30 protein-coding genes are annotated in these 26,363 nt (G+C 74.3%); 11 read left to right on the top strand and 19 right to left on the bottom strand.

Going from position 1 to position 26,363, the window contains the following annotated elements; all coding sequences use genetic code 11:
- Positions 1-73: 73 nt before the first annotated feature.
- The gene (locus tag ABZ459_RS37945) at positions 74-550 is read right to left on the bottom strand and encodes an NUDIX domain-containing protein (RefSeq protein WP_357981077.1); all 477 of its coding nucleotides are present in this window, start codon (positions 548-550) and stop codon (positions 74-76) included.
- Between the two features lie 197 nt (positions 551-747).
- Here ABZ459_RS37945 and ABZ459_RS37940 point away from each other — a divergent pair, with 197 nt between their 5' ends.
- Positions 748-1,653: a hypothetical protein gene (locus ABZ459_RS37940; RefSeq protein WP_357981074.1), complete on the top strand. Its 906-nt coding sequence runs from the start codon at positions 748-750 to the stop codon at positions 1,651-1,653.
- Positions 1,654-1,693: 40 nt separating this feature from the next.
- On the opposite strand, the gene ABZ459_RS37935 is transcribed toward ABZ459_RS37940, so the two are convergent.
- Together ABZ459_RS37935 and ABZ459_RS37930 are read right to left on the bottom strand one after the other, a co-directional pair.
- Positions 1,694-2,644 (bottom strand): sulfotransferase, encoded by a 951-nt coding sequence (locus ABZ459_RS37935; protein WP_357981071.1) that lies wholly within the window; start codon positions 2,642-2,644, stop codon positions 1,694-1,696.
- Positions 2,645-2,724: 80 nt separating this feature from the next.
- On the bottom strand, positions 2,725-4,179 hold the full coding sequence (locus ABZ459_RS37930; RefSeq protein WP_357981068.1) for an MFS transporter: 1,455 nt from the start codon (positions 4,177-4,179) through the stop codon (positions 2,725-2,727).
- Between the two features lie 98 nt (positions 4,180-4,277).
- On the opposite strand from ABZ459_RS37930, the gene ABZ459_RS37925 reads away from it, so the two are divergent.
- Positions 4,278-4,697: a MarR family transcriptional regulator gene (locus tag ABZ459_RS37925; RefSeq protein ID WP_357981065.1), complete on the top strand. Its 420-nt coding sequence runs from the start codon at positions 4,278-4,280 to the stop codon at positions 4,695-4,697.
- A gap of 221 nt (positions 4,698-4,918) precedes the next feature.
- Here ABZ459_RS37925 and ABZ459_RS37920 read toward each other — a convergent pair whose 3' ends face one another.
- On the bottom strand, positions 4,919-5,095 hold the full coding sequence (locus ABZ459_RS37920; protein ID WP_357981063.1) for a hypothetical protein: 177 nt from the start codon (positions 5,093-5,095) through the stop codon (positions 4,919-4,921).
- Between the two features lie 123 nt (positions 5,096-5,218).
- Here ABZ459_RS37920 and ABZ459_RS37915 point away from each other — a divergent pair, with 123 nt between their 5' ends.
- Both ABZ459_RS37915 and ABZ459_RS37910 read left to right on the top strand, forming a co-directional pair.
- Positions 5,219-5,662, top strand: coding sequence for a MarR family transcriptional regulator (locus tag ABZ459_RS37915; RefSeq protein WP_357697133.1), 444 nt, complete (start codon positions 5,219-5,221; stop codon positions 5,660-5,662).
- A gap of 107 nt (positions 5,663-5,769) precedes the next feature.
- The gene (locus ABZ459_RS37910; protein WP_357981061.1) at positions 5,770-6,771 is read left to right on the top strand and encodes a serine hydrolase domain-containing protein; all 1,002 of its coding nucleotides are present in this window, start codon (positions 5,770-5,772) and stop codon (positions 6,769-6,771) included.
- Positions 6,772-6,790: 19 nt separating this feature from the next.
- Here ABZ459_RS37910 and ABZ459_RS37905 read toward each other — a convergent pair whose 3' ends face one another.
- From ABZ459_RS37905 to ABZ459_RS37895, 3 genes are all read right to left on the bottom strand, one after another.
- Complete coding sequence (locus ABZ459_RS37905; protein ID WP_357981059.1) at positions 6,791-7,627, bottom strand: SMP-30/gluconolactonase/LRE family protein; 837 nt, start codon at positions 7,625-7,627, stop codon at positions 6,791-6,793.
- Between the two features lie 79 nt (positions 7,628-7,706).
- Positions 7,707-8,171, bottom strand: coding sequence for a Clp protease N-terminal domain-containing protein (locus ABZ459_RS37900; protein ID WP_357981056.1), 465 nt, complete (start codon positions 8,169-8,171; stop codon positions 7,707-7,709).
- Positions 8,168-8,383 (bottom strand): hypothetical protein, encoded by a 216-nt coding sequence (locus tag ABZ459_RS37895; protein ID WP_357981053.1) that lies wholly within the window; start codon positions 8,381-8,383, stop codon positions 8,168-8,170. Before ABZ459_RS37895 ends, ABZ459_RS37900 begins: the two co-directional genes overlap by 4 nt.
- Before the next feature lie 102 nt (positions 8,384-8,485).
- Here ABZ459_RS37895 and ABZ459_RS37890 point away from each other — a divergent pair, with 102 nt between their 5' ends.
- A complete protein-coding gene (locus tag ABZ459_RS37890; RefSeq protein ID WP_357981049.1) occupies positions 8,486-9,583 on the top strand; it encodes an enolase C-terminal domain-like protein in 1,098 nt (365 codons plus the stop codon).
- Between the two features lie 18 nt (positions 9,584-9,601).
- Positions 9,602-11,398, top strand: coding sequence for a glycoside hydrolase family 15 protein (locus tag ABZ459_RS37885; RefSeq protein ID WP_357981046.1), 1,797 nt, complete (start codon positions 9,602-9,604; stop codon positions 11,396-11,398).
- On the opposite strand, the gene ABZ459_RS37880 is transcribed toward ABZ459_RS37885, so the two are convergent.
- Together ABZ459_RS37880 and ABZ459_RS37875 are read right to left on the bottom strand one after the other, a co-directional pair.
- Positions 11,364-11,840: a hypothetical protein gene (locus ABZ459_RS37880; RefSeq protein WP_357981043.1), complete on the bottom strand. Its 477-nt coding sequence runs from the start codon at positions 11,838-11,840 to the stop codon at positions 11,364-11,366. The two genes, ABZ459_RS37885 and ABZ459_RS37880, sit on opposite strands and share 35 nt — an antisense overlap.
- 171 nt (positions 11,841-12,011) lie before the next feature.
- The gene (locus ABZ459_RS37875) at positions 12,012-12,341 is read right to left on the bottom strand and encodes a cupin domain-containing protein (RefSeq protein ID WP_357981041.1); all 330 of its coding nucleotides are present in this window, start codon (positions 12,339-12,341) and stop codon (positions 12,012-12,014) included.
- A 112-nt stretch (positions 12,342-12,453) separates the two neighbouring features.
- On the opposite strand from ABZ459_RS37875, the gene ABZ459_RS37870 reads away from it, so the two are divergent.
- Both ABZ459_RS37870 and ABZ459_RS37865 read left to right on the top strand, forming a co-directional pair.
- Positions 12,454-13,638: an aromatic acid exporter family protein gene (locus ABZ459_RS37870; protein ID WP_357981038.1), complete on the top strand. Its 1,185-nt coding sequence runs from the start codon at positions 12,454-12,456 to the stop codon at positions 13,636-13,638.
- A gap of 59 nt (positions 13,639-13,697) precedes the next feature.
- A complete protein-coding gene (locus ABZ459_RS37865; protein WP_357981036.1) occupies positions 13,698-14,279 on the top strand; it encodes a GNAT family N-acetyltransferase in 582 nt (193 codons plus the stop codon).
- 7 nt (positions 14,280-14,286) lie between these two features.
- Here the strand turns inward: ABZ459_RS37865 and ABZ459_RS37860 are convergent, their stop codons facing one another.
- Positions 14,287-14,883, bottom strand: a complete 597-nt coding sequence (locus tag ABZ459_RS37860) for a TetR/AcrR family transcriptional regulator (RefSeq protein WP_357981034.1) — start codon at positions 14,881-14,883, stop codon at positions 14,287-14,289.
- An 85-nt stretch (positions 14,884-14,968) separates the two neighbouring features.
- On the opposite strand from ABZ459_RS37860, the gene ABZ459_RS37855 reads away from it, so the two are divergent.
- Positions 14,969-15,994 carry a hypothetical protein gene (locus ABZ459_RS37855; protein WP_357981031.1) on the top strand — a complete coding sequence of 342 codons (1,026 nt, stop codon included), beginning with the start codon at positions 14,969-14,971 and terminating at the stop codon, positions 15,992-15,994.
- A gap of 1 nt (position 15,995) precedes the next feature.
- A complete protein-coding gene (locus tag ABZ459_RS37850) occupies positions 15,996-16,898 on the top strand; it encodes an aldo/keto reductase (RefSeq protein ID WP_357981028.1) in 903 nt (300 codons plus the stop codon).
- A gap of 10 nt (positions 16,899-16,908) precedes the next feature.
- Here the strand turns inward: ABZ459_RS37850 and ABZ459_RS37845 are convergent, their stop codons facing one another.
- Genes ABZ459_RS37845 through ABZ459_RS37825 form a run of 5 tightly spaced genes read right to left on the bottom strand, consistent with a single transcriptional unit; the run spans position 16,909 to position 22,141 of the window.
- Positions 16,909-17,550 (bottom strand): response regulator transcription factor, encoded by a 642-nt coding sequence (locus tag ABZ459_RS37845; protein ID WP_357981025.1) that lies wholly within the window; start codon positions 17,548-17,550, stop codon positions 16,909-16,911.
- On the bottom strand, positions 17,538-18,728 hold the full coding sequence (locus ABZ459_RS37840; protein ID WP_357981022.1) for a histidine kinase: 1,191 nt from the start codon (positions 18,726-18,728) through the stop codon (positions 17,538-17,540). The genes ABZ459_RS37845 and ABZ459_RS37840 overlap by 13 nt, the downstream gene beginning before the upstream one ends.
- A gap of 40 nt (positions 18,729-18,768) precedes the next feature.
- Positions 18,769-21,168: an ABC transporter permease gene (locus ABZ459_RS37835; RefSeq protein ID WP_357981019.1), complete on the bottom strand. Its 2,400-nt coding sequence runs from the start codon at positions 21,166-21,168 to the stop codon at positions 18,769-18,771.
- Complete coding sequence (locus tag ABZ459_RS37830) at positions 21,165-21,890, bottom strand: ABC transporter ATP-binding protein (protein ID WP_357981016.1); 726 nt, start codon at positions 21,888-21,890, stop codon at positions 21,165-21,167. The genes ABZ459_RS37835 and ABZ459_RS37830 overlap by 4 nt, the downstream gene beginning before the upstream one ends.
- A gap of 8 nt (positions 21,891-21,898) precedes the next feature.
- Complete coding sequence (locus tag ABZ459_RS37825; RefSeq protein ID WP_357981013.1) at positions 21,899-22,141, bottom strand: hypothetical protein; 243 nt, start codon at positions 22,139-22,141, stop codon at positions 21,899-21,901.
- A 107-nt stretch (positions 22,142-22,248) separates the two neighbouring features.
- Here ABZ459_RS37825 and ABZ459_RS37820 point away from each other — a divergent pair, with 107 nt between their 5' ends.
- On the top strand, positions 22,249-23,013 hold the full coding sequence (locus ABZ459_RS37820; RefSeq protein WP_357981010.1) for an NAD(P)-binding domain-containing protein: 765 nt from the start codon (positions 22,249-22,251) through the stop codon (positions 23,011-23,013).
- 108 nt (positions 23,014-23,121) lie between these two features.
- Here ABZ459_RS37820 and ABZ459_RS37815 read toward each other — a convergent pair whose 3' ends face one another.
- From ABZ459_RS37815 to ABZ459_RS37800, 4 genes are all read right to left on the bottom strand, one after another.
- A complete protein-coding gene (locus tag ABZ459_RS37815) occupies positions 23,122-24,183 on the bottom strand; it encodes an ABC transporter permease (protein WP_357981007.1) in 1,062 nt (353 codons plus the stop codon).
- Complete coding sequence (locus tag ABZ459_RS37810) at positions 24,180-25,067, bottom strand: ABC transporter ATP-binding protein (RefSeq protein WP_357981004.1); 888 nt, start codon at positions 25,065-25,067, stop codon at positions 24,180-24,182. The genes ABZ459_RS37815 and ABZ459_RS37810 overlap by 4 nt, the downstream gene beginning before the upstream one ends.
- Entirely contained in the window at positions 25,064-25,456 is a 393-nt protein-coding gene (locus ABZ459_RS37805) for a GntR family transcriptional regulator (RefSeq protein ID WP_357981001.1), read from the bottom strand. Before ABZ459_RS37805 ends, ABZ459_RS37810 begins: the two co-directional genes overlap by 4 nt.
- A 66-nt stretch (positions 25,457-25,522) precedes the next feature.
- Positions 25,523-26,311 carry a methyltransferase domain-containing protein gene (locus ABZ459_RS37800; protein WP_357980998.1) on the bottom strand — a complete coding sequence of 263 codons (789 nt, stop codon included), beginning with the start codon at positions 26,309-26,311 and terminating at the stop codon, positions 25,523-25,525.
- Positions 26,312-26,363 lie beyond the last annotated feature (52 nt).

The following is a 26,363-nucleotide window of genomic DNA, read 5'->3' as shown; positions in this document are numbered from 1 at the left end:
TCCGCATCCGGCCACCACCATAGATCGCGGGGCGGCGTACCCGCCACGCCGGGGGCGGCCCGTGGTCGCGGGGTCAGGTGCCGGTGGTGAGGAAGCGGGCGGCCGGGTCGTCGCCGAGGGCGGCGTCGAGGCGGGCACGCATGTCGGGGCTCAGGTCCGGCAGCGCACCCAGGGGGAACCAGCGGGCCTCGCTGTTCTCGCCGTCGGCCGGGTAGGGGTCGCCGGACCGCCAGTGGCAGCGGAACACCAGGTCGAGATAGCGGGCCCGGTCGCCGTTGGGGTAGGTGACCTCACGCGTCACGTGCACGAGGGCCAGCCGTTCCGCGACGGCGCGTACGCCGGTCTCCTCGGCCACCTCGCGCAACGCGGCGTCGGCGGGCTGCTCGCCCGGGTCGATGATGCCGGTCACGGGCGTCCAGGCGCCGGTGTCGCTCCGGCGGACCAGCAGCACCTGGTCCTCGCGCAGCACGACCGCGGTCACCCCGGACAACCACAGCGGCTCGGTGCCGATCTTCTCGCGCAGCGCGAGGACGAACTCAGGGGTTGGCATCCGCCCAGCATATGCACCGGACGCCGGCCGTCGGAGGGCCGCTGTGCGCCGGGGACCGCGGGACGCGCCCGCGTCTCCGGCGTGCCGGGCATGCGGCGGACGGCCATAACCCCATAAAGTCTATAGGTAATAAGGATAATCCCAAGGAGAGGTAAGCAGCCATGTCCGGTTCCACGTCCTGGCCTAGCCTCGGTTCCATGTCGATCGACGAGAACGCCCTGCTCCCCGATCCCGGCCGCGCCGTCGTGGCGGTCGAGCCGCCGGTCCCGGCGCACGGCCATTGGGCCGGGGCGCCGAGCGCCGTCGCCGCGGACGGGCTGATCTATCTCGCCTACCGCCTGCGCCGCCCGGTCGGCGAGGGCCGCGGGTACGCGGTCGTGGTCGCCCGCTCGTCCGACGGCGAGCGTTTCGAGCCGCTGACCACGATCACCCGCGAGGAGATGGACGCCGAGTCGCTGGAGCGGCCCGCCCTGGTCCGCACCCCGCAGGGACGCTGGCGGCTGTACCTGAGCTGCGCCACGCCCGGCACCAAGCACTGGCGGGTGGAGGTCGTCGAGGCCGCCGACCCCGCCGCGTTCGACCCGCGCACCCGTACCACTGTGCTGCCCGGCGACCCCAAGACCGGGGTCAAGGACACCGTGATCGTCCGGCGCGGCGACGTGTGGCACCTGTGGGCCTCCTGCCACCCGCTGACCGACCCCGACGAGGCCGACCGGATGGTGACCGACTACGCCACCAGCGCCGACGGCCTGGACTGGACCTGGCACGGCACCGCCCTGACCGGCCGCCCCGGCCTGTGGGACGCCCGCGGCGTCCGGATCAGCGCCGTGCGCTTCGACGGCGACCGGGTCGTGGCCTTCTACGACGGCCGCGGCAGCGCGGAGGAGAACTACGAGGAGCGCACCGGCGTGGCCGTGGGCGCCGACCCCGACGCGCTGACCGCCCTGGGCGACCGGCCCGCCGCGGTGTCGCCGCACCACGGCGGCGGCCTGCGCTACCTCACCTTCGTCGACCTGCCGGACGGCGGCCTGCGGCTCTACTACGAGTACACGCGCGCCGACGGCGCCCACGACCTGCGCACGGAACTCCGCCCGGCCCCCTGACCCGCCCGCTGACCGGGGCGCTGCCGGATCGCCGTCCCGGTCAGGGGGCGCGGCCGTTCCTGGCCTGGCGCTGGCCGGGCGGCCGGCTGCCGACCAGCCCGCCCGAACGTTCCCGCGGCCGCAGCCAGTCGCTGAAATCCTCGCCGGTGACCTGCTGGAGCAGCTCGACGTCCGCCGCGAAGTAGGGGATCAGCCGCTGCCGCTGCTCCCACTCCAGCGGCCGGCGGGCCCGGCCGCGCCGCTGGAGCAGCCGCTCCAGCGGCCCGGACAGGGATGCGGGAAGGGTGCGGCGCAGGGTGGACAGCAACGCGTGCCGCGCGCCGGGGTCCGGGTGCGCGGTCACGTTCTCCCTCGGGACGCCGGTGAGCAGGCCCTGCCGCACGCCGAGGAAGCCGCAGATGCGGTCCAGGGTCTCGGCCGGGCGGTCCACGATGTCCCGGTAGCGGAAGATCAGCACCTGGTCGCGGGGGAACAGGGTGAACAGGTGGGCCAGCTGCCCGCCGTACCGGCCGAGACCGGTGTAGTGCCAGAAGTGCGCCCATCCGGCCGCGACGCGCTCCGGCTCGGCCTCGCAGGCGCGGACGAGGTCGCCGATCGGCTCCAGGCCGGCCGACCACAGGTGGGTCCAGTTGGAGTGGGCGCGCTCGACCGGGTCACGCAGGCTCACGATGATCCGGACGTGCGGGATCGCCTCCCGGATGCGGCGCTGGGCGTCCAGGTCGTACAGGTAGAAGGGGGTGGACTCGCCGGCGAGGGTGCCGGGGGGAGCGGCGGCGAACAGCGCCTCGTAGTCCGTGCGCCGCCAGACGTGTTCCCGGTAGGTCTCGGCGTCGCCCGGTCCGCCTCGTCCGGGCGGTGGCCCGTCGGTGAGGAAGAACTTCGGCTCCTTGATGGGCGACAGGAACAGGTCGGGGTGCGGGTGCAGCGCGGTGTGCAGCGCCGTCGTCCCCGCTTTGGGCACTCCCGCGATCAGGAAATCAGGCAAGGGCACCGTCGTCCTCCCAGTGACGAGAATCGATATTGCCTGATTTTCCTACCAAAAGTGTAGGAAGCCAAGTGGCTTCCGCGACGTCACCGGCGGGCGGGCGAGACGGACGCGGCGGCCTCGTCCCCGGCTGTCCGGCCGCCGGGACGGTCGGGCAGCGCCATGGTGACGGCCGCCGCGGCCAGCGCCGCCCCGCAGCCCACCAGCATCCCGGTACGGAAGCCGGCCTCCGACGGCAGCGTGTGCGCGCCCAGCCGGATCGTCAGCTGTGACAGGATCACGCCGACGACCGCCGCCGAGACCGTCGTCCCGATCGAGCGCATCAGCGTGTTGAAGCTGTTGGCCGCGGCCGTCTCCGACCGGGGCACCGCGCCCATGATGAGGGCGGGCATCGCCCCGTAGGCCAGACCGACGCCCAGGCTGCACACGCAGGTGACGACCAGCATGCCCCAGGCCGAGCCCAGCAGGCCCGTCGAGGAGCCGTAGCCGAGCGCCATGACCAGGCTCCCGGCGATCAGGGTGACCTTCGGGCCGCGGGCGGCCGACAGCCGGGCGCCGAGCGGCGAGACCACCATCATCATCAGGCCCGAGGGGGCCATCCACAGGCCGGCGGCCAGCATCGACTGGCCCAGCCCGTAGCCGGTGGCCGCGGGCAGCTGGAGGACCTGCATGACGATCAGCGCCTGGGCGTACATCGAGAAGCCGACCATGATGGAGGCGAGGTTGGTCAGCAGCACCTGCCGCCGGGCGGTCACCCGCAGGTCCACCAGCGGCTCCGCGGCCCGCAGCTCCCACAAGGCCCATGCCGGCAGGATCAGCGCGGCCGCGCCGAGCAGCCCGAGCGTGGTGCCGCTCGCCCAGCCCCAGTCGGCGCCCTTGGAGACCCCCAGCAGCAGGCACACCAGCCCCGCGCCGAGGCCGAGCGCGCCCGGCACGTCCAGCCGCCCGGCCGCGCCCTCGCGGGGCAGCGGGGGAGTGGGCGGCACCAGCACCCGGATCAGCACCGCGATCAGCACGCTCAGCACGGCCGAGCCCCAGAACAGCACCCGCCAGCTCGCGTACTCGGCGACCGCGGCCGAGACCGGCAGGCCGAGGGCCCCGCCGATGCCCATGGACGAGCTCATCAGCGCGATCGAGGGGCCGAGCCGGTCGGGCGGCAGCAGGTCGCGCAGGGCGCTGATGCCCAGCGGGATCAGGCCCATGCCCATGCCCTGTAACCCGCGCCCGACGATCATGGGCGCGAGCGACCCGGCCAGCGAGCAGATCACCGACCCCGCGATCAGCGGCACGGTGCAGACGAGCATCATGCGGCGCTTGCCGTACAGGTCGCCGAGGCGTCCGGTGACCGGCGTGGCGACCGCGCCGGCCAGCAGGGTGGCGGTGATCACCCAGGAGGCGTCGGAGGCGGTGCTGCGCAGCAGTCGCGGCAGCTCGCCGATCAGCGGCACGACCAGGGTCTGCATGAGCGAGGCGACGATGCCGGCCACCGCCATCACGCTGACGATGCCGCCGGGGCGGGCGGTGGATGCGGAGCCCCCCACGTTGTTCTCCCGTCGTCGAAGGATGTGCACGCTACACATCATGTGTTACGTACACAATTCATGTAAGGTGCACATATCTCGCGAAAGGGGGGATTGGGATGGAAAAGCCCACACATCTCATCGAGTTCGAGACGATGCTGCTCGGCCGGCACCGGCACTACGACCGCAGTGCCCACCTCCTGCTGCGGCGGCTGCACGGCTCGGGCCCGATGTCCATCGGGCAGCTCAGCGACGCCTTCGGCCTGGACGTCTCCACCCTCAACCGGCACACCTCGGCACTGCTGCGCGCCGGCCTGGTCGAACGCATCCCCGACCCCGAGGGCGGCATCGCCCGCAAGTTCCGCCTCACCCCGGAGGGCGAGCGCAACCTCGCCGAGGAGCGCGAGAGGAACGTGCGCGGCCTGGAGAAGGTGATGGCCAACTGGTCGCCGGAGGACGTCGCCGCCTTCGCCGCCTACCTCAGGCGCTTCAACACCGACATCGAACGCCTGGCCGGCCGCCCCTGGCCGCGTACCTGAGCCGGGCCGAACAGCCCTGGACGCGCGCGAGGGCCCCCGCCGGGACGGGCGGGGGGCCCTCAACGCGTGCGTACCGGTGTGCGTGTCGCCTCTCGGCGAGGTGCACAACGCGGCTCCAGCCGAACGGTAGTCCGCGAAGGCGATAGGTGAGGCCCGGGGACACTGGGCACACCGGCCACGAGGGATGTAACGGCGGCCGCCTCCGGGATGTTCCCGGCAGATCAGGCGAAGTGCATGACGATGGCCAGGCCGACGATGTGCGTGACCACCACCACGACCAGCAGCGTGACGAACACGAACTTGGCCGGGCCGTGCTCGAAGTGCTTGCCCTCCTTCAGCGGAGGCAGCTTGGCCTGGCGCTCGGCGATGCGCTCCTCCAGCGGCTTGCGGTGAAACATGAGGTGTCCCTCTTTCGGCGGCCCGGCCACGGGTACGATTTGTGTGGCATCGATTTGCAGGCTATTAGTTTGTACACAAAGTAAGTTACCAGACGGCATCGGAGGCGTACACGCATGGAGCCTGTGACAGAGGCGACAGACCTGCTGGCGCTCGACCGGCAGGTGTGCTTCGCCCTCAGCATCGCCTCGCGCAGCGTGATCGGCCTCTACCGGCCGCTCCTGCAACCCTTCGGGCTGACCCACCCCCAATATCTGGTGATGCTGGCCCTCTGGCAGCACGAGCCGCTGTCGGTCAAGGAGCTGGGTGAGCTCCTCCAGCTCGACCCCGGCACGTTGTCCCCGCTGCTGAAGCGGCTGGAGGCGCTGGGCTACGTCCACCGAGAGCGCAACAGCAAGGACGAGCGGGCTCTGGCCGTCACCCTGACGCCGGCCGGCCGGCAGCTCAGGGCCGAGGCGGAGAAGATCCCGCCGGCCATCGTCGCCCGGCTCGGCATGGACCTCGACGAGCTCCAGGACCTGCACGCCGCGCTGATGCGGCTGATCGCCTCGGCCCGCCGCGACGCCTGATCCCGCTCGGCACCGGGCGCCGATAAGCAACCGTGGTTGACTATGTCGCAAATAGTCAACTACGGTTGCTTGCGTTCGCGAGTCCTTTTCGTGTCGCTGGAGGCAGCATGTCCATGGTTCAGGCCGGTCGTCCGAGATTGCGGCAGATGCTCGACCGGCTGGTGGCCGACGACCGCGGGCCCGGCATCGTGGCCGAGGTCCGGGACGGCGACGACCCGCCGTGGTTCGGCGCCGCGGGCGTGGCCGACCTGGAGACCGGCCGCCCCCGCGGGCCCGGGGAGCACTTCCGCATCGGCAGCTTCACCAAGGCGTTCGTCGGGACCGTCGTGCTGGGCCTGGCGGCCGACGGCGACCTGGCCCTGGACGCCCCGGTGACCACCTGGCTGCCCGGCGTCGTCGAGGAGTACTTCCCCGGCGCCGACGCCGCCCGCATCACCCCGCGGCTGCTGCTCAACCACACCAGCGGCCTGCCGGACGCGATCCCCGGCCAGGAGACCCCGCCCGCCGGGGAGCCGGGGAGGCGGTTCGTCTATTCCAAGGTCAACTACAACCTCGCCGGGATGATCGTCGAGGCGGTGTCCGGCTCGACGCTCGCCGAGCAGATCGACCGCCGCGTCGCGGGCCCGCTGGGGCTGACCGGGACGTACCTGCCCGCGGCCGGCGAAGGGCCGCGTGACCCGCACGCCCGCCACTACTCAGGCCAGGACGAGACCGGCCAGGACACCGGCCGCCACGACGTGACCGACGCCGACCTGTCATGGGCCTGGGCCGCCGGCGGCATGGTCTCGACCACGGCCGATCTCCACCGTTTCCTGGCCGCCCTGCTGGGCGGGCGCCTGCTCCCGCCCGCGCAGCAGGAGGAGATGTTCACCACCGTGTCCACCGAAGGCGCCGGCTGGGTGCCCGGCGCCCGGTACGGGCTCGGCGTCTACTCCCAGCGTTTCCCGTCCGGGGTCACACTCTGGGGCGGGGGCGGCTACATCCAGGGGTCGATGACGTACGCGATGGGCGACCGGCAGGGCAGCCACACCCTGGTCGCCAACGTGAACGGCGACTGGGGCGACTTCCTGGCGACCTGCGCCGACCTGTTCCGGGCCGACTTCGGCTGACGGCGCCGGCCCCACCGGCTCAGCCGAGCCCAGGGACGGCCACCGCGGCCGTCCTGACCTCGCCCGTCCGGCCGGCGAACATCTCCGCCATCCGCTCGACGCCCGGGAACACCGCGACCGTCATGAACAACGTCCGGCCGTCCGGGCCGCCGAGCGCGGCGGCGAAACAGGCCCGGTCGAGCTCGATCCGGTCGGTCACCTCGCCGCCCTCGCGCACCCGTACGCAGGCGGCGCCCTGTTCGTCGTCCACCTGGGTCCAGATCGCGCCCTCGGCGTCCATACAGATGCCGTCGCCGCCGATGGGCGCCCACACCCGCCGGCCGGACAGCCCGCCGTCCGCGCCGATGTCGAACGCCGTCAGCCGCCGTGTCCAGGACTCGGCGACGACCAGCGTGGAGCCGTCCGGGGTCACCGCCATCCCGTTGGGGAAGTGCAGGTCCTCGGCGACCACCCGGGCCTCGCCGCCAGGGCCGACCAGGGCGATCATGCCGGGCGCGAAGTCGGCCCGGCCGAAGTCGAAGCCGACGCAGTTCACGTAGACCCGGCCGCGGCCGTCCACGACGACCTCGTTCGGCCCGGCCGGCAGCTTGCCCAGGTCGGCGCGGACGGACGTCGTCCCGTCCGGCTCCACGCGCAGCAGCTCGCGCTCGCCGGTCACCAGCAGGCGGCCGTCGGGCAGCCAGCCGAGGCAGAACCCGGCGGGTTTCGGGCCGCGGGCGACCACCTCGCACCCGCCGTCCGGGGTGACGGCGACGATCTCCTGCGCCCCCCAGTGGGAGAACCACAGCCTGCCCTCGTGCCAGCGCGGCGACTCGCCCACGCACAGTCCGGTCACCAATGTCTTCGTCTCGGTCATGTCGTCATGCCTCCTTCTGCCCTCTACACGAAGGGCGGAGACCCACATCGACACCGCCGGGAAGAGAACCGCGCCGGATCTACAGGGCGGCGCGGGCGCGCTCGGCCAGCGCGGCGCGGTCGACCCCGGCCAGGGCCAGCGCCCGCGGGACCGTGCCCACCTCGGCCTGGAGGACGCCGAGCAGCACGTGGACCGGCCGCAGGTCCTTCTTGCGATGGGTGGCGGCCAGCCGCTCGATCGCCAGCTTGACCGACGCCCCGAGCTGCGGGCGCCGCTCGGGGTCGGGCGTCGAACGCAGGTCGAAGGCGGCCGCCGACACCCCGGCCGCGGCGAGGCTGTGCTCGAACTCCCGCCGCAACGCCGCCCGCACCCCCGCCTGGTCGAGCCCGGCCTCGGCCAGGACCGCCCGCGCCGCGGTGTCCTCCGGCGCCGCCATGGCCAGCAGCACGTGGTGGGCCTCGATCGTGGGGGAGCTCTCCGCGCGCGCCTCGGCCTGGCTCCGGAGCAGCACGTCGTGCAGGTAGAGGTCGAACGCGCCGCTCATGCCCGCCTCCTCAGCTCGACCCCGGCCGCGATGAGCCGCCTGGCGTGCTTCTTGTGGACCGCCTGGCGGGTGACGCCGAGCGCCTCGGCCACCTGCGGCCAGCTCCAGCCCGCCCGCATCGCCTGCTCCACGGCGGCGTCCTCCAGCTGGTCGGCCAGGCGGCGCAGCGCGACCACGGACGCGAGCGCGTCCGCGGGCTCCTTGACTGACATTCCAGCCACCCTAGGCGTCCGCCCCCGGAACAGGCAATTCAGGTTGCTTAAACGGGGGCCGATGCGTCATACCGGGAGCCACCGGGTAGGGCCAGGGATGTCATGAGCACGATCGAGAACGCCGGGGCCGCCGCCTACCGCATTCCCACCGACCAGCCGGAAGGCGACGGCACGCTGGCCTGGCGGTCCACCACCATGGTCGTGGTCACCCTGACCGCCGCGGGCGTCACCGGCACCGGCTGGACCTACGCCCCGGCCGCCGCCGCCTCGGTCGTCACCGAGCTGCTGGCCGGCGTCCTGACCGGCGCGGACGCCGCCGACATCCCCGCCGCGCACGCCGCGATGGTCCGGCAGGTGCGCAACGCGGGCCGTCCCGGCGTCGCCGGCTACGCCGTCTCGGCCGCCGACGTGGCGCTGTGGGACCTCAAGGCGCGCCTGCTCGGCCTGCCGCTGACCCGCCTGTTCGGCGCCGCCCGGCCCGAGGTCCCCCTGTACGGCTCGGGCGGCTTCACCACCTACGACGACGAGGCCACCACGGCCCAGCTCGCCCGCTGGGTCCACGAGCAGGGCATCGGCCGCGTCAAGATCAAGATCGGCGAGTCGTTCGGCACCCGCCCCGACCGCGACCTGCACCGCGTGGCCCTGGCCCGCCGCGTCATCGGCGACCGGGCCGAGCTGTACGTCGACGCCAACGGCGGCTACACCGCCAAACAGGCCGTCCGCCTGGCCGCACGCCTGCGCGAGCACGACGTGACCTGGTTCGAGGAGCCCGTCTCCTCCGACGATCTGCCGGGCCTGCGACTCGTACGCGAGCGGGCCGCCCCCGACGTCACCGCCGGCGAGTACGGCTGCGACCCCGCCTACTTCACCCGCATGTGCCAGGCCCAGGCCGTCGACTGCCTCCAGGTCGACGCCACCCGCTGCGGCGGCTACACCGGCTGGTTCGCCGCCGCCACGATCGCCGCGGGCCACAACCTCCAGGTGTCCGCCCACTGCGCGCCCAACCTGCACCTCCCGGCCGCCGCGAGCACCGCCAACCTGCGCCACGTCGAATGGTTCCACGACCACCAGCGCATCGAGGCCGAGCTGTTCGACGGCGCCGCCGACCCCTCCGGCGGCCTGGCCCGCCCCCGCCCCGACGCCCCCGGCCACGGGCTGGAGCTGCGCGCCGCCGCCGCCGAACCCCACCGCGTGTCCTGACGGAAGGAGCGGGCGCCGATGCGGATCGAGGACTACGCCCTGATCGGCGACATGCACACCGCCGCGCTCGTCGGCCGCGACGGCTCGATCGACTGGCTGTGCCTGCCCCGCTTCGACTCGCCCGCCTGCTTCGCCGCGCTGCTCGACGGCCCGTCCGCCGGACGCTGGCTGCTGGCCCCCGCCGGCGGCGGCCGGGCCACCTCCCGCGGCTACCGCCAGGGCACCCTCATCCTGGAGACCACCTGGGACGGCCCCGGCGGCAGCGTCCGGGTGGTGGACTTCATGCCGCCCCGGGGCGAGGCCCCCGACGTCGTGCGGATCGTCGAAGGGGTGCGCGGCCGGGTCGAGATGACCATGGAACTGGTGCTGCGCTTCGACTACGGCCGCGACGTCCCCTGGCTGCGCTACGAGCCCGGCGTGCTGGCCGCGGTCGCCGGCGGCGACGCCACCTGGCTGCGCACCCCCGTCGAGCTGTGCCCGGACGCCGACCGGCACCGCACCACCGCCTCGTTCACGGTGGGGGAGGGGCAGCGGGTGCCGTTCGCGCTGACCTGGCAGCAGTCGTGGCTGCCGCGCCCAGAACCGGTCGACCCGCCCGAGGCCCTGGCCGACACGGAACGGCTGTGGCGCGAGTGGGCCCGCCGGTGCGGCTACCAGGGGGACTACGACGAAGCCGTCCGCACGAGCCTGCTCACCCTCAAGGCCCTCACCTACGCCCCCACCGGCGGGCTCGTCGCCGCCGCCACCACCTCGCTGCCCGAGCGGCTGGGCGGCGCGCGCAACTGGGACTACCGCTACTGCTGGCTGCGCGACGCCAGCTTCACCCTCCAGGCCATGATGACCGCGGGCTACGAGGCCGAGGCGCGCGCCTGGCGCGAATGGCTGCTGCGGGCCGTCGCCGGGCACCCCGCCGACCTGCAGATCATGTACACCGTCGAGGGGAGCCGGCGCATCCCCGAGTGGACCGCCGACTGGTTGTCGGGCTACGAGGCGTCCGAGCCGGTGCGCGTCGGCAACGCCGCCTCCGGCCAGCTCCAGCTCGACGTCTACGGCGAGACCCTCGACTGCCTGCACCTGGCCCGCCGGTCCGGCCTGGCCATCGACGACGAGGCCTGGGACCTCCAGAACGCCCTGATGAACTACCTCGAAGGCATCTGGGACCAGCCCGACAACGGGCTGTGGGAGACCAGGGGGCCGCGCCGCCAGTTCGTGCACTCCAAGGTGCTGGCCTGGGTCGCGGCCGACCGCATGATCCAGGCCGTCGAGGCGTTCGGCCGCGACGGCCCCGTCGACCGCTGGCGCGCCCTGCGCGAACGCGTCCACCAGGACGTCTGCGCCCACGGCTACGACGCCGAACGCAACACCTTCACCCAGTACTACGGCTCGACCGGCCTGGACGCGGCCCTGCTGCTCATCCCGCGCCTCGGCTTCCTGCCGCCCGGCGACCCGCGCGTCGTCGGCACCGTGGACGCGGTCGCCCGCGACCTCGTCCACGACGGTCTGGTCCTGCGCTACCGGTCCGAGGCCGAGAACATCGACGGCCTGCCCGGCGGCGAGGGCACCTTCCTGGCCTGCTCCTTCTGGCTGGCCGACGCCCTGGCCGCGACCGGCCGCCGGCGCCGGGCCACCGAGCTGTTCGAACGGCTGCTCGGCCTGCGCAACGACGTCGGCCTGCTGTCGGAGGAGTACGACACCGTGCACCACCGGCAGGTCGGCAACTTCCCGCAGGCCTACAGCCACGTCTCGGTGATCAACAGCGCGACCGTCCTGTCGGGCAGGTTCAGGCCTGGGCGCCCTCGGCATCAAGACGGGTGAAGGTGGCTCCGCGCAGCACGGCGCGGGCGCCGAGCACGTGCCCGTCGCACATCCTGGTCACCGTCCCGGCCTGGTCGGTCACCTTCCACCGGACCAGCTCCGCGCAGGGCCGGCCGGCCCGGTCCTGCGGCCAGGTGCGGTGGCAGACCCGGCACTCGGTGATGTTCGCCCGGTAGGACAGGGTGTTGCCGTGCTCGGGGCAGACGCCCCACGGCATGCCGCAGACCTGCTCGCGCTGCGCCCGCAGCCTGGCCAGGTCGCCGGCCGCCCGTTGCAGGTCCTCGCCGCCCCGGTCCAGCCAGTCGGCGGCGTGCCGCGCGGCGCGGAGCTGGTCGCCCTCGGGGGATCCGGCGGGCTCGGTGTCGCACAGCGAGCGGACCTCGGCGGCGAGGTCCTGGGCACGGCGCGCGAGGTCGCGCAGCTGGGCGGGGGTGACAGTCATGAGGGCTCTCATCTCGTCAGGGCCGGGCGGCAACGGTGTGCGACGGTCACGCGGCGGGAACGGCCGGCCGGCCGCTCCCGCCCTCCAGTCTCGTCAGCCCGGCGCGCTCGTGGCGCGGTCGCGGCCCACGAGTTCGCGCCCCCGCTCCTGGCGCAGGTCGGCCGCGGTGCGTCAGGACGTGGGGACGCCGCTGTAGGCGGGCCCGAAGAACACCAGCGTCACCAGGTCCTCGGTGACGTCGTGGAAGCGGTGCTCCTCGCGGGCCGGGACGAACAGGGTGGTGCCGGGGCCGACCTCGATGGTGACGCCGCCCGAGGTGAAGGAGGCGCGCCCGCTGGTCACGACGTAGATCTCGTCCTCGGCGTGCGGCGACTGGCCGTCGACGGCGCCGGCCGGGATGGAGTACGTGCCGAAGCTGAGCGCGGGCACGCTCAGGTGCTCGGCGAAGTTGGCGGAACCGTCCGGGGCGGGCTCGAACCGGCCGCTGTCGATGATCTCCATGGCCCGTGATCCTCTCACGCCGCCACGGGCCGGGCCTTCGGCGGGGAGATGCTTGCGGCTTGCCCTAAATGTGAGTAAATGTCACGTCATGTGGCGTGGCTGGAGTGGCCGGTTGACCGCGGCCGTCAAGCGTGAGCTGTCGTACGTGCGCGGGCAGGCCGCCGGGCTGGCCAAGCCGGGGTCGTACCAGCGGCTGCAGGCGCTGCAGATCGCCAAGGCGACGCTGGCGGCGGTGCTGGCCTGGCTGACGGCCAGCCGGCTGCTGGCGCTCGGCGCCACCTGGATCGCCCCCGCCACCGCGGTGATCATGGTCCACGCCACCGTGTACCGCACGCTCACCAACGGCCTGCGCCGGGTCGCCGCGGTCGGCGCCGGGGTCATCCTGGCCGGCAGCATCGGGCACCTGCTCGGCCTGGGCGTGCTCAGCCTGGTGCTGGTCGTGCCGCCCGCGCTGGTCGCCGCCCGCTGGCACCGCATGGGCAACCACGGCTCCGACGTCGCCACCACCGCCGTGCTGCTGCTCTCCTTCGCCGCCGGCTCCCAGGAGCGTTACCTGCTGGCTTACGTGCTGGCCACGGCCATCGGCGCGCTGAGCGGGGCGGTGGTCAACAGCGTGCTGTGGCCGCCGCTGTACCGCGACCGGCCCGACGCGGCCGTCCGCCGCCTGGCCCGCGAGACGGCCGCGCTGCTGACCTCCGTCGCCGAGGGCTTACGGGACGAGTGGAACCTCTCGGCGCTGCCCGACTGGGAACGCCAGGCCGTCCGGCTGGACGAGCACCTGGCCGACGCGGCCGCCGCCGTGGCCGACGGCGCCGAGAGCCGCCGCTATAACCTGCGGCAGAGCCTCCACCCGGTCACGGCCGCGCAGGACCACGAGCAGGTCCTGCGCCGGCTGACCACGCTGGCCGCGCACGTGCACACCATCGTGCACGCCCTGGCCCACCTGGAACACCACGACGGGCCCTCGACCGACGTCAGCCCCGACTACGCCCGCGACTACGCCGACCTCCTGGACCTGCTGGGCGACGCCCTGACCGCCACCGTACGGCGCGACCCGGACCACGGAAGGGCCCGCACCCTGCTCGGCCGGGCGGAGGCGCAGGCGAGCCGCATCCACGACCAGATGACGACGGAGATCCAGAAGGGCGAGGTCGCCCACCCGGCCGGCTGGGCCCTGAGCGGCAGCCTGCTCACCGACGCCGAACGCATCCTGACGGTCCTGACGGACATCCTGGCGGCCACGCCCGGCGGCCAGGACGACGACAACCGCCCCTCCTCGCCGGCCACCCGGCCCTGACCCGTCCGGCCGGCTCTTCTGTTTGCCTGAGGAGCCGGCGCGCGGCACACTCGGGAGCCATGCTCATCAGGTCGTTCCCCGAGCCGGACGTGCCCACGGACCTGCTGGCCCAGGTGCGCGACCTGCAACGCGAAGCCTGGCCCGGCCACGACTTCCCCGCGCCCGACGGCGGCGGCCCCGCGCACGACCCCGCCCTCGCCCCCCGCTCCATGCTCCTCCTCGACGAGGGCACGGTCGTGGCCGCCCTGGACGTCCTGTCCAAGACCCTCACCCACGCCGGCCACCGGTTCCGCGCCGCGGGCCTGAGCACCGTGGTGACCAGGAAGGCGGCCCGCGGCCGGGGGCACGGCCGCCGCCTGGTGGGCGCCGCGCGCGCGGCCATCGCCGACGCGGGCTTCGACGTCGCCCTGTTCACCTGCGACCGGCCGCTCCAGGGCTTCTACGAGAGCGCCGGCTGGTCGGCGATCCCCGGCGCGGTGCTGGTCGGCGGCACCCCGCAGGCGCCCTTCCCCAGCGACCGGCCCGGGTTCGACAAGGTCACGATGGGCGACTTCCCCTCGGCTCACGGCCGGGCGCACCGGCTGTCGTTCCACCACGCGCGCGTCGAGCTCCACCCCGGGGAGATCGACCGGCTCTGGTGAGCCCTCCTCAGGCGTCCTGACCCCGCCGGACCAGCGGCAGGAAGACCTCGTCCACGATCTCCACCAGGACGTCGTCCGGCGCGCTGGGCGCCCCCCGCACCACGAACTCGTTGCGCAGCAGCACGATGGCCACCGTGGCGACCCTCGGGCGCAGCGACTCGGGGGCGGCCTCGCCGCGGGCCACCGCCCGTTCGAGCACGGCCAGCCAGGGGGCGGCCACCGCGTCGTCCGACTGCTCCTGGAGCTGGTCCATGAGCTCGGCTGCGCCGCCGGCGGCGGCCATCAGGTCGCGCAGGATCGCGCCGAGCGGCGAGCTCCAGTAGCGGTTGGCCCGGCGCAGCAGCTCCAGGGCGTCGCCGCGCAGCTCGCCGGTGTCGGGCGGCGAGACCGTCGTGGCCAGCCGCTTGTAGGCGGCGACGCCGAGGGCCAGGCGGCCCGGCCAGCGACGGTAGATGGCGTTCTTGTTGGTGCCGGCGCGGGCGGCGACCTTGTCCATGGTCAGCCCGGCGTACCCGGACGCGGTGAGCTCGTCGGCCGCCGCGCTCAGGATCGCCTCCTCCAGCGCGGCCCCGCGCCGCCGTGTCCGCCCGCCTGCCTCGGCCATCGCCACCCTCCTCGGTCTGAGGGTACCGACCGTACCTCACATAGGTTAAGGTACGGGCAGTACCGTAAGGATGAAGGGAACACCCATGCGAGCCAAGGGCATCAGCTACGACACCGGTTTCGTCGTCAACGGGACGATCGGCCACCCGGGGTTCGACCCCGACGTGGTGGCGCGCGAGATGCGCGTCATCCGGGACGACCTGCACTGCACGGCCGTCCGCGTCATGGGCGGCGACCCCGACCGCCTGGAGGTCGCCGCCGGTCTCGCCGCCGACCTCGGGCTGGAGGTCTGGTTCTCGCCCTATCCGCTGGAGCTCACCGAGGAGAAGATGCTGGCGCTGTTCGCCGACTGCGCCGAGCGCGCCGAACGGCTCAGGCGGCGCGGCGCCGAGGTGGTCTTCGTCACCGGCGCCGAGCTGTGCCTGATGAGCAAGGGCTTCCTGCCCGGGGACGACATCGACGAGCGGGTCGCCCTGCTGAGCCGTCCGGAACGGGTGCGCGAGCTGGTCGGCGGCGTCCGCGCGCGGGTCAACGACTTCCTCGGGCGGGCGGTGGCCGTCGTGCGCGAGCGGTTCGGCGGCCGGGTGACCTACGCCTCCGTGCCGCTCGAGGGCGTCGACTGGACGCCGTTCGACCTGGTCTCCGTGGACCTCTACCGGTCGGCCGAGATCGCGGGCGTGTTCGAGCAGGGCGTGCGCGCCCTCGTCGCGGAGGGCAGGCCGGTCGCGATCACCGAGTTCGGCTCGGCGACCTACCGCGGCGCGGGCGACCGGGGCGCGCTCGGCCTGGAGATCGTCGAGTACGCCCCGGGCACCCGCGAGCCCGTCCGGCTGACCGGCGAGCACGTCCGCGACGAGGACGGCCAGGCCGCGTACGTGCGCGAGCTGCTGGAGATCTTCGACTCGGCCGGCGTGGACGGCGCCTTCGTGTTCACCTTCGCGCTGCGCGACCACCCGTACCGCCCCGACGGAGACCCCCGCGACGACCTGGACCTGGCCAGCTACGGCATCGTCAAGGTCCACGAGGACCGCTCCGGCACCGCCTACCCCGGCCTGCCCTGGGACCCCAAGGCCGCCTTCGCCGCCGTCGCCGGCCACTACGCGAAGCACTGACATGACCCTCCCCACCACCACCCTCGGCCGCACCGGCCTGCGCGTGAGCCGCCTCGGCTACGGAGCCATGGAGCTGCGCGGCCCGCGCGCCTGGGGCCCGCCGGTGTCCGACGACGCGGCCCGCGCCGTGCTGAACGAGGCCCTCGACGCCGGGGTGAACCTCATCGACACCGCACCCGACTACGGCGACGCCGAGGAGCACATCGGCCGCTGGATCGCACACCGCCGCGACGAGTTCGTCCTGGCCGGCAAGTGCGGCTGCCCCCTCGCCGACGGCGACCCCGCGCACGACTACACGAGGGCGAACGTGCGCGCGGGCGTCGAGCGGAGCCTGCGCCGGATGCGCACCGGCCATCTCGACGTCCTGATGGTGCACCTCAGCCCGAGCGTCTCGGTGATGGAGGCCGAGGACACCATCGCCGGGATGCGGGCCCTGCGGGACGAGGGCCTGATCCGCTTCACCGGCATGTCGGGGGAGCTGCCGCACCTGCCGGAGCACATCGCGACGGGCGCGTTCGACGTGTTCCTGCTGCCCTACTCGGCGCTCGACCGCTCCCACGAACGGCTCGTCGGGGCCGCCGCGGCGAGCGGGGCGGGCACGGTCGCCCGCGGGGCGGTGGCCCGCTCCCTCGCGCCGCCGCCCGAGGCCGTGCCCGAGCCGGTGCGCCGGCCGCTGGCCGAGCGCCACGCCCGGCTCGCCGCCGCCCGCCTGGAGGAGCTGGCGGACGGCGCGCCGGTGACCGAACTGCTGCTCCGGTTCATCCTGGGCCATCCGGAGCTGCACTCGGTGATCGTCGGCTCGGCCCGGCCGGAGCACCTGCGGGCCAACGTCGCCGCCGCCCGCAAGGGCCCCCTGCCGCCGGACGTGGAGGCGGCCGTCCGCGCCCGCCTGGGCCCGGCGTAGGGGACGCGGGTCACTGGTCGTCGAGGAAGGTGAGCACGGCCATCACCCGGCGGTGGCCGCCGTCCGAGACGGCCAGGCCGAGCTTGGCGAAGATGCTGCCGATGTGCTTGTGCACCGCGTTGTCGGTGATCGTCAGCCGCTCGCCGATCTCGGTGTTGCTCAGGCCCTGGGCCATCCAGGACAACACCTCCCGCTCCCGGCCGGTGAGGCTGTCCAGGCCGTGGCCCCGCCCGACCATGAGCTGGGCGATGACCTCGGGGTCCATGACCGTGCCGCCCGCGGCGACCCGGCGGACGTCCTCGACGAACTGGCTCACCCGGCTGACCCGGTCCTTCAGCAGGTAACCGACGCCGCCGGAGCCGTGCGCCAGCAGCTCGCGGGCGTAGATGCGCTCGACGTACTGGGACAGGACCAGGATGGGCAGGGCGGGGTCGGCGCGCCGGAGGGCGACGGCGGCCCTGATGCCCTCGTCGCGGAACGACGGCGGCAGCCGCACGTCGGCGATCACCAGGTCGGGCCGGTGCTCGGTGACGGCGTCCAGCAGGCCGCCGGCGTCCGGCACGACCGCGGCCACCTCGATGTCCTTGCTGGTCAGGAGCAGTTCCAGCCCCGTGGACAGCAGAACGTTGTCCTCGGCGATCACGACGCGCACGGCAGCTCCACGACGAGACGGGTGGGCCCTCCGGGAGGGCTGTCGATGGACAAGGTACCGTCGAGCGCGGCGGCCCTCCTGCGGATGCCGGTGACGCCGGTGCCGCGGCTCTCGTCCACGCCGCCCTTGCCGTCGTCGCAGACCTCGATGCGCAGCACGCGTCCGGACGCCAGCCGTACGGTGACGTGGCCGGCGCCGCTGTGCTTGGTGGCGTTCGTGACCGCCTCGGCCACGATGAAGTAGGCCGCCGTCTCGACCGCGGCGGGCACGGCGCCGAGGCCGCTCACGTCCGTCTCGACGGGCAGGCCGGCCTTCGCCGTCACGGCGGCCACCGCGCCGGCCAGCCCCCGGTCGGCCAGGACGGGCGGGTACATCGTCCGGATCACCTGCCGCAACTCGGTCATCGCCTCCTCGGTGCCCTCGTGCGCGTCCTTCAGCAGCCGGCCGACGGGCCCGCCGTCGTCGTCGAGCGCCTCGCGGGCCATGGCCAGCCGCATCGCGATGGCGACCAGCCGCGCCTGGGTGCCGTCGTGCAGGTCGCGCTCGATGCGGCGCAGCTCGGCGGCGTGCGCGTCGAGGACGTTCGACCTGCTCTCGGTCAGCTCGCCGACCCGCTCGGCCAGCCGGTCGGCCTCCGAGGGGGCGAGCGCGGCCAGGCAGGCGCGGGCGTGCAGCCGGGCCAGCCTCGGCAGCGCCCACCAGGCCAGCGGCGCGGCCAGGACGATCTGCGCCACGCCCATGCCGATCGCCTGCTCCCACCCGGTGACCGGGATGGCCACCAGCAGCCGCAGCGGGTCGTCCGCCGGGAACAGCCACCACAGCGGGGCCTCCAGCACGGGGTTCACCAGCAGCCCGGCCACCCCGAGCGCGGCCAGCGCGGCGGGCAGGCCCACGACGACGTGCAGCGCCGTCCAGCGCAGGTCACGCCTGGCCCGCGTGCCCATGAGGAGCTGCCGCCACTGGTCGCGCACCCCGGCCCGGGCGGGCGGCGCCGGGCGCGCCGGCACGTCGACCTCCAGCACCGCGCCGGCCTGGACGCGCTGCCACTCGGTCCACCGGTGGAGCACCGCCATCATCCGCGGCACCAGCACGAGCCCCACCCCGGCCACGGGGACGAGCACGACGCCCGCGACGAGCAGCGCCAGCCAGACCATCGCCGCCAGGGCCGACGCGAACACGATCAGGTGATACCGAACGAACCGCCACAGAGCTTTCACGTCAAGTCATGATCTTCCGGGCGGGTAGCTCCATGGCGAGGGACACAATCGTCATCACTGCCAGGATAGAGGCGGGCACCAGCCACAACGGCCCGGCCGGCAGCGGGCGGGCCAGGAAGCCCACGCTCAGCAGCACCAGCGGCACCGCCGACAACACCAGCCCCGACACCGACGCACCGGCGCCCACGAGCAGCGCCTCCCACCGCACCACGCGCCTGAGCTGACGCCGGGTCAGGCCGATCGCGCGCAGCCCGGCGAACTCCTCCCGGCGCGCGGTCGTCGTCGCCACCAGCCGGTTGGCGACCGCCACCAGCACGTAGCCCAGCAGCACGGCGAGCACGGCCACGTTCACCAGCGTCTGGGCCGAGGCCATGGCGGCCTGCGGTCCGGCGGCATGGTTGTCGAAGCGCAGCCCGGGGCGGCGCGCGAGGTCGCCGAAGTCGGCCGGACGGGCCAGCACCGCGCTGTCCAGTCCGGTCGTCGTGTGCGCGGCGGCCAGGTCGCGGGAGACCACGATCGGGCCGAACCCGAGGCCGCGCCGGTAGGTGGCGGCCACCCGCGCCCGCACCCGCGCGCCGTCGCCCATGATCACGCCCATGCTCTGACCGACCCGGCCCTGTCCCTCTTCCACGGCGACGGCCGCGCCCTTGAGCCCGGACAGGCTGCCGTCGGCGAGGTCCAGGTCGACCAGGCCCTCGGCGTCCGGGCCGAGCGCCATGGCGGGCCTGGCCATCAGGCCGGGGCTGTCGCCGGTCAGCATCGGCTCGGTCACCACGGTCGTCATCGCCATGCCCGCCGCCTTCGTGCGCGACCGCACGTCGGCCAGCAGGCCGCGCGGGACGCCGCCGAGGTCCGGAGCGGTGATCGTGACGAGGCCGCGCAGGCCCAGGGCGACCTCGTCGGCGCGCGCCTTGGCCATCGTGGTCTGGGTGAGCACCACGCTGAGGCCGAGCGTGACGACCATGCCGAGGGCGGCCACGGCTCCGGCGGTCCGCAGCGCGTACCCGTGGGAGTTGTGCACCGCCAGCCACAGCGGGCCGGGCAGCCGCGTCATGAGCCGCGATCCGGCCACCGCCCTGGCCACCCCCTGCACCAGCCGCGGACCGGCCAGCGCCAGGCCGATCACCGCGACGATCGACGCGATGCCCGGACCGATCATGCCCGCCTCGCTCCGCATGAACAGCGGTGTCACGGACAGCGCCAGCGCGGCGAGCATCAGCAGCAGCCCTGCCCGGGTCCGCCCAGGAGAGGGCATGCGCGGCTCGGGCAGCCCGGAGACCACCGGCATGCGCGAGACCCGCAACGACCCCGCCCACGCGGCCACCCGCGTGACGCCGAGCAGCAGCAGCGCCGCGGCCACGGCCGGCAGCGGCCCGTACACCAGCGGCTGGTCCGCGCGCACCAGCCCGATCCCGGCCAGCAGCTCGCCGAAGCGGGCGGCCAGGAAGTAGCCGAGCGCGGCCCCGAACGGCACCGCCGGAAGCGCCGCCGCCGCGGCCTGGACGGCCACCAGCCTGCGCACCTGGCGCGGGGTCGCGCCGGCCGCGCGCAGCAGGGCGAGGTCGCGGCGCTGCCGGTTGACCGACAGCGCCAGGCCGCCGCCCACCACGAACCCGACCACCAGCAGGCTGATCCCGCCGATCGAGGAGGGCAGGACCAGCAGCAGCCCGCGACCGGCCGCCGCGCCCGGCGACTCCGCGTCGGCCCTGTCCAGGCCCGTGGCGTACGTGTAGCCGTCGCCCAGGCGGTCCTTCAGCCGGGCGGCCAGCGTCTCGGGGGAGACGCCGGGCTCCGCGCGGACCGCGACGAGGTCCACCGTCCGCGCCCGGCCCGCCGTCCGGGCGGCCAGGGCGGTGGCGACGGCGTCGGTGAAGTACACGCCCGGGGCGTCCACCACGGCGCTCACCCGGTAGGTGCCCGGCGTGCCGGCCGCCGTCAGCCGCAGCCGGTCGCCGACCCGAGCGCCGCTCACCGCGATCTCGTCGGCGGCGCGCGGCGCCCGCCCGGCGGTGATCCGGCCGCTCAGCGCGAGGGACGACCACCCGTGCCCGGCGGTGGCGGGGTCGGCGGTCCGCCCGGCCGTCCCGGACCCGACGGCGGCGGGGAAGGCGACGTCACCGGCCACGGCCGCGACGCCGGGCACCCCGGACGCCGCGGCGACCAGCGAGCCGGGGATCCTGGCGCGTTCGGGCAGCGCGATGTCCGGCTCCTCCTTGAGCGGGATCGTCTGCCGTGCCGAGACGACCACGTCCGCGCCCGACAGCCGCAGGGGCGGCTGCGCGCGGAAGGCCGAGTCCACCAGCACGCCGGTCCCGGTCACCAGCGCCATTCCGCCCAGCACCGCCGCGAACACCACGACCAGCCCGCCCGCCTTGGCGAGCGCCAGCGCGAGCCTGATCATGCGACCCGCTCCTCGCTCAGCCGTGCCAGCCGTACGGCCAGGTCCTCGGCGGTCGGGGCGGGCAGGACGTCGAGGACGCGCCCGTCGGCCATGACCACGGTGTCGTGCGCGCGGGCCGCGGCGGCCGGGTCGTGGGTGACCATGACGACGGTCTGGCCCAGGTCGTCGACCAGCTCGCGCAGCAGGTCCAGCACGTGGGCGGCGCTGCGCAGGTCGAGGGCCCCGGTGGGCTCGTCGGCGAACACCACGTCCGGGCGCGCGGACAGGGCCCGGATGATCGCCGCCCGCTGCTGCTGGCCGCCCGACAACTCCGTGGGCAGGTGCCGCATGCGGTCGCGCAGGCCCATCCGGTCGACCAGCTCGCCGAGCCAGGCCCGGTCCGGGCGCACCCCGGCCATCCGCAACGGCAAGGTGATGTTGTCCTCGACGGTCACGGTGGGCAGCAGGTTGTAGGACTGGAACACGTAGCCCAGGTGCTTCCTGCGCCACTCCGTGCGCCGGGTCTCCGACATGCGGGTGACCTCGACGCCGCAGATGGTGATCGCGCCGGAGGTCGGCGGCTCCAGGGCCGCGGCGGCCTGCAGGAGGGTGCTCTTCCCCGAGCCCGACGGCCCCATCACGGCCACGAACCGGCCGCGCGGGAAGGCCAGCGAGACGTCGTCGAGGGCGACCAGGTCCCCGTAGGTCTTGCTCACCCGCTCCAGCGTGACGACCGCCTCCATGACGGGCCTCACGACCGGCCGCCGGCGAAGCGCAGGATCAGCAGGCCGGCGATGCCGGCCACGCCCACCACGCCCGACAACAGCCCCAGGAGGTTCGGATCTCCCTGCGTGACGATGCCGACCGCCACGTTCACCGAGGCTCCGCCCACCGCCAGGACCCACAGCAGGGCACGCGAGGCCGATCGCCCCGGCCGGGTCCGCGGGCTGTGCGCCGGCCGCTCATATGTGTCAATTCTGTACGGATCGCTCATGAGGACAACGCTAGGGACGCCGGCCTCCGCGCTGAATCCCGCCAGCAACCGAAGCGACGGTACAGACTGCTGTAGTACGTACGACCACGGATCGGGAGGAAGACACGGTGAAGCGGATCGGGGTCATCGGGGTGGGCGAGATCGGCCGGGCCATCGTGACGGGCCTGTGCGAGGGCCCCGGCGAGCGTCCCGAGGTGTTCCTCTCCCCGCGGGGTGCGCGTGCGGCGGCGGAGTTGTCGCAGCGCTACGAGGACGTGCACGTGTGCGCCTCCAACCAGGAGGTGGTGGACCGCGCCGACCTGGTCGTCATCGCCGTACGCCCGCCGGACCGGCACGACGCGCTGGCCGGGCTGCGCGTGGCCGACGACACGATCGTGGTCAACGTGATGGCCGGCGTCGCCGTCGACGAGCTGCGCAAGCTCCTGGACACCGGCGCCACCCTGGTACGCGCCATCCCCCTGCCCGCCGTCCGCGAACGCGACTCGGTCACGGTGACCTGGCCCGCCCACCCGGTGACCGACGCCCTGTTCGGACGGCTGGGCGGCGTGCTCGTGGCCGAGGACGAGGCGGCCTTCAACGTCTTCTCCGCGCTGACCGCGACGCTCACCACCCACCTGTCCTACCTGGCCACGCTCAGCACGTGGGCCGCCGGGCACGGCGTGCCGCCGGAGGTGGCGGAGGGCTACGTCCGCGGCCTGTTCCAGGGGCTCGGGCGGGCCCTGGGCGACGAGAGCCGTTCGCTGGCGCGGCTCGCGGCCGACCACGAGACCCCGAACGGCAGCAACGAACGCGTCCGCACCACCTGGTTCACCCCGGCCAGTTCGCAGGCCCTGGCCGACACGCTCGACGACCTGCTCGACCGCCTCACCTGACCGGATGCTCCCGGCCGGGCGCGGGCGGTCAGCGTGCCGCGCGGCACGTGGGCGCGGCGCAGGCCGTCGCCCCGACCAGGACGAGCACCGCCGTCGGCGTCGTGCCCCTCATGACGGCCGCCTGCCGAGCCGGCCGAGACAGAACGCCGTGAGGCCGAGGGCGAGCAGGGCGTAGAGCCCGGTCTCGATCCACTGGAACGGCCAGAACCGCTCGAGGGGCTGGTACACCGCCCGCTGCCGGTACCCCAGCCGGTTGACCTCGGCCAGGCACGCCCTCATGGCGCCCTCGGCCTGTTCCCGCATCGCGGACGGCCCGCAGGGCCCCGAGGTCAGGGACACCCGGACGACGGTCCCGTCGCCCTCGTCGCCGAGCCCGCGCCCGGAGCCGTCCACGAGCTCGCCGGACAGCACCCACGCCCCCGGATGGCCGGGGACCGCCGGGGCGAGCATCACGTGCGCGCCGGCGCCGCCGCGCGGTACGAGGAAGTCGTCGACGTTGTCGCGGCCGAGCTCGTACGACGCGCTGACCGGCGGCTGCAGGTGCGGCCTGACCAGCAGCGGCACGGCGAGCTGGAGCGCGACGAACACGGCCAGCGTGACGGCCATCGCCGGCAGCGTACGGCGGACCAGCATGCCCACGGTCACGCCCAGGACGAAGGCGAAGGCCGCGTACCCCATCGGGACGACGCCGCGCGCCCCGAACACCAGCGGGTCCATCAGCCCGAACCCCGGCGCGGCCGACCGGTCCAGCGGGCCGGACCACCAGGTCACCACGAGGCTGCACAGCCCGGCGGCGGCCACCGAGGCCAGGCCGGTGAGCGCCAGCTTGACGGCCAGCCACCGGGTGCGGGTGATGCTCTGGTTCCACACCAGCAGGTGGGTGCCGGCCTCCAGCTCGCGGGTGATCAGCGGCGCCCCCCAGAAGAGCCCGACCAGGGCCGGCAGGAGCAGCACGACGAGCGTGACGGCCAGGAAGGACATCTGGTGCTCGTCGAAGAACCGGTCGAGGAAGCGCCCGCAGTCGCCGTTCGCGGCGCAGGCGGCGAGCCCGGTGGAGTGGGCGCGGGCCAGCCCCGGCCCGGTCGCGGCCAGGACGGCGGCGAGCACGGCGAGCGCGCCGGCCGTCATCGCGGCGGCGGCGCGGAACTGGCGCCAGGTCAGCCAGATCATCGCTGGACCTCCAGGGCGAGCGGACGGGCGGCGGCGGGCCGTTCCATGTAGGCCAGCACCAGGTCCTCCAGGCTGAGCGGGGTGACCGTCCAGGCGGGGTCGTGGATCGGCGCGCCGGTGCGGACGATCATCGTGCTCTGGCGGTCGGTGTGGCGGGCGGAGACCACGTGCTGCTCCGCGGGGAGCCGGGCGGGGTCGCGGCGCGGCCCGGTGAGCCGGTGGTGGGTGGCCAGCAGGTCCTCGACCTCGCCGGCGACCCGCACCCGCGAGTCGACCAGCACGATCACGTAGTCGCAGGTGCGTTCGAGGTCGGCGACCAGGTGGGAGGAGAGCACCACGCTGAGCTCCTGCTCGGCGACGGCCTCCATCAGGCCCTGGAGGAACTCCCGGCGGGCCAGCGGGTCGAGCGCGGCGACCGGCTCGTCCAGGAGCAGCAGTTCGGGCCGCTTGGCCAGGCCCATGGTGAGCGCGAGCTGGGCGCGCCGGCCGCCCGACAGCCTGCCCGCCCGGTGCCGCGGGTCCAGGCCGAGCCGCCGGACGCGGTCGTGGGCGAGCGCGGCGTCCCAGCCGGGGTTGAGCCGCGCGCCCATGCGTAAGTGGTCGGCCACGCTCAGCCCGGCGTAGACGGGGGCGTCCTGGGCGACGAACCCGATCCTGGCCCGCTGCCCCGGCGCGTCCGGCGGGTTCCCGCCGAGCACGGCGATGTTGCCCTCGGACGGCCTGAGCTGCCCGCCGGCCAGCTTCAGCAGCGTGGTCTTGCCGACCCCGTTGGGGCCGACCAGCCCGACGACGTGACCGGCCGGCACGTCGAGCGCGCAGTCGCGCAGGGCCCAGCGCCTGCCGTACCTCCTGCCCAGCCCCTGGGCGGTCAGGACGCCGCTCATGCCGTGTCCCGCCGCGCCGCGGCCCGGAAGGTGCTCATGAACAGCGCCTCGATGCTCTCGTCGTCGAGCCCGGCCAGGCGGGCCTTGGCCAGCCAGCGGCGCAGGTCCTGGCGGAGCGGCCCGTGCGCGGCCAGGGAGGCGTCGGTCAGCGTCCTGGTCACGAACGTGCCGACCCCCGGACGGGCCGCGGCCAGCCCCTCGTGCTCCAGCTCGCGGTAGGCCTTCAGCACGGTGTTGGGATTGATCGCCAGTGCGGCGACGACCTCCTTGACCGTGGGCAGCCGGTCGCCCTCGCGCAGCAGGCCCAGGCGCAGCGCGTGCCGTACCTGCTGGACCAGCTGCAGGTACGGCGAGACGCCGGACCGGGCGTCCAGATGGAAGTCGATCACCCTTGCTCCATATATCTAGGCTCCTAGTACTATGAACCTCGGGAGATCAAGGGCGTGTAAGGAAACTCAGCCGGGCCGGTGGGCGACGGTCAGCAGGTGTCCGCTGGCGCCCAGGAGCGAGGGCTCCGACTCCATCGAGCGCTGTGCGTCCAGCAGCAGGGCCCGGCGTTCCGGGTCGTCGAGCCAGTCGTTGACGTCGCCGTGCAGCCAGAAGGTGCCCTCCAGGCCGTAGCGGGCGGTGCCGGACAGTCCGGCCTCGGCGAACTCGGCGGCCACCTCGTCCGGGTGGTGGAAGTAGGCGGAGAAGCCGCGCCTGGGGGAGAGCATGACGCCGTCCGCCGCGGCGGCATGGGCCGCCTCCCGCTGCCGTTCCTCCAGGTAGGTGCCCAGGTTGACGGTGTCGAGCACGGCCGCGTACCGGTTGATGGTGGCCGCGGCCACCAGCCCGCCGGGCCGCACGGCGCGCCGGGCCTCGCTCAGGACCCGCAGCCGGTCGGCGCGGTCGGCGAGGTGGTAGAGCGGGCCCAGCAGCAGGACGGCGTCCGCGCCGCCGTCCGGCACGGGCAGCCGCCGCGCGTCACCGACCCGGGCGCGCAGCCCCGGCACCCTCGCCGCCCGCTCCACGTGCAGCGGCACGGGGTCCAGCAACTCCACCTCGTAGCCGTCGGCCAGCAGCCATTCGGCGTGTACGCCGGTGCCGCCGCCCACGTCGAGGACCCGGGCGGGGGCCGGCGGCAGCGTGCGGCGGAGCACGTCCTGGGTGCGCCAGAACTCCAGGCGGCCGCGCCCCTCGCGCAGCCGGTCGTGCTCCAGGTCCTGTGCGTAGTAGGCGAGTACCTCTCGGGTCACGGTCATGATCGATCGTGGCCGCTCCGCCGGGACGGCGGCAACGGATTTTCCCTCGCAC

Source organism: Nonomuraea sp. NPDC005692, from assembly GCF_040631115.1.
Lineage (GTDB): Bacteria > Actinomycetota > Actinomycetes > Streptosporangiales > Streptosporangiaceae > Nonomuraea.
This window is presented reverse-complemented; position numbering and strand designations above follow the sequence as displayed.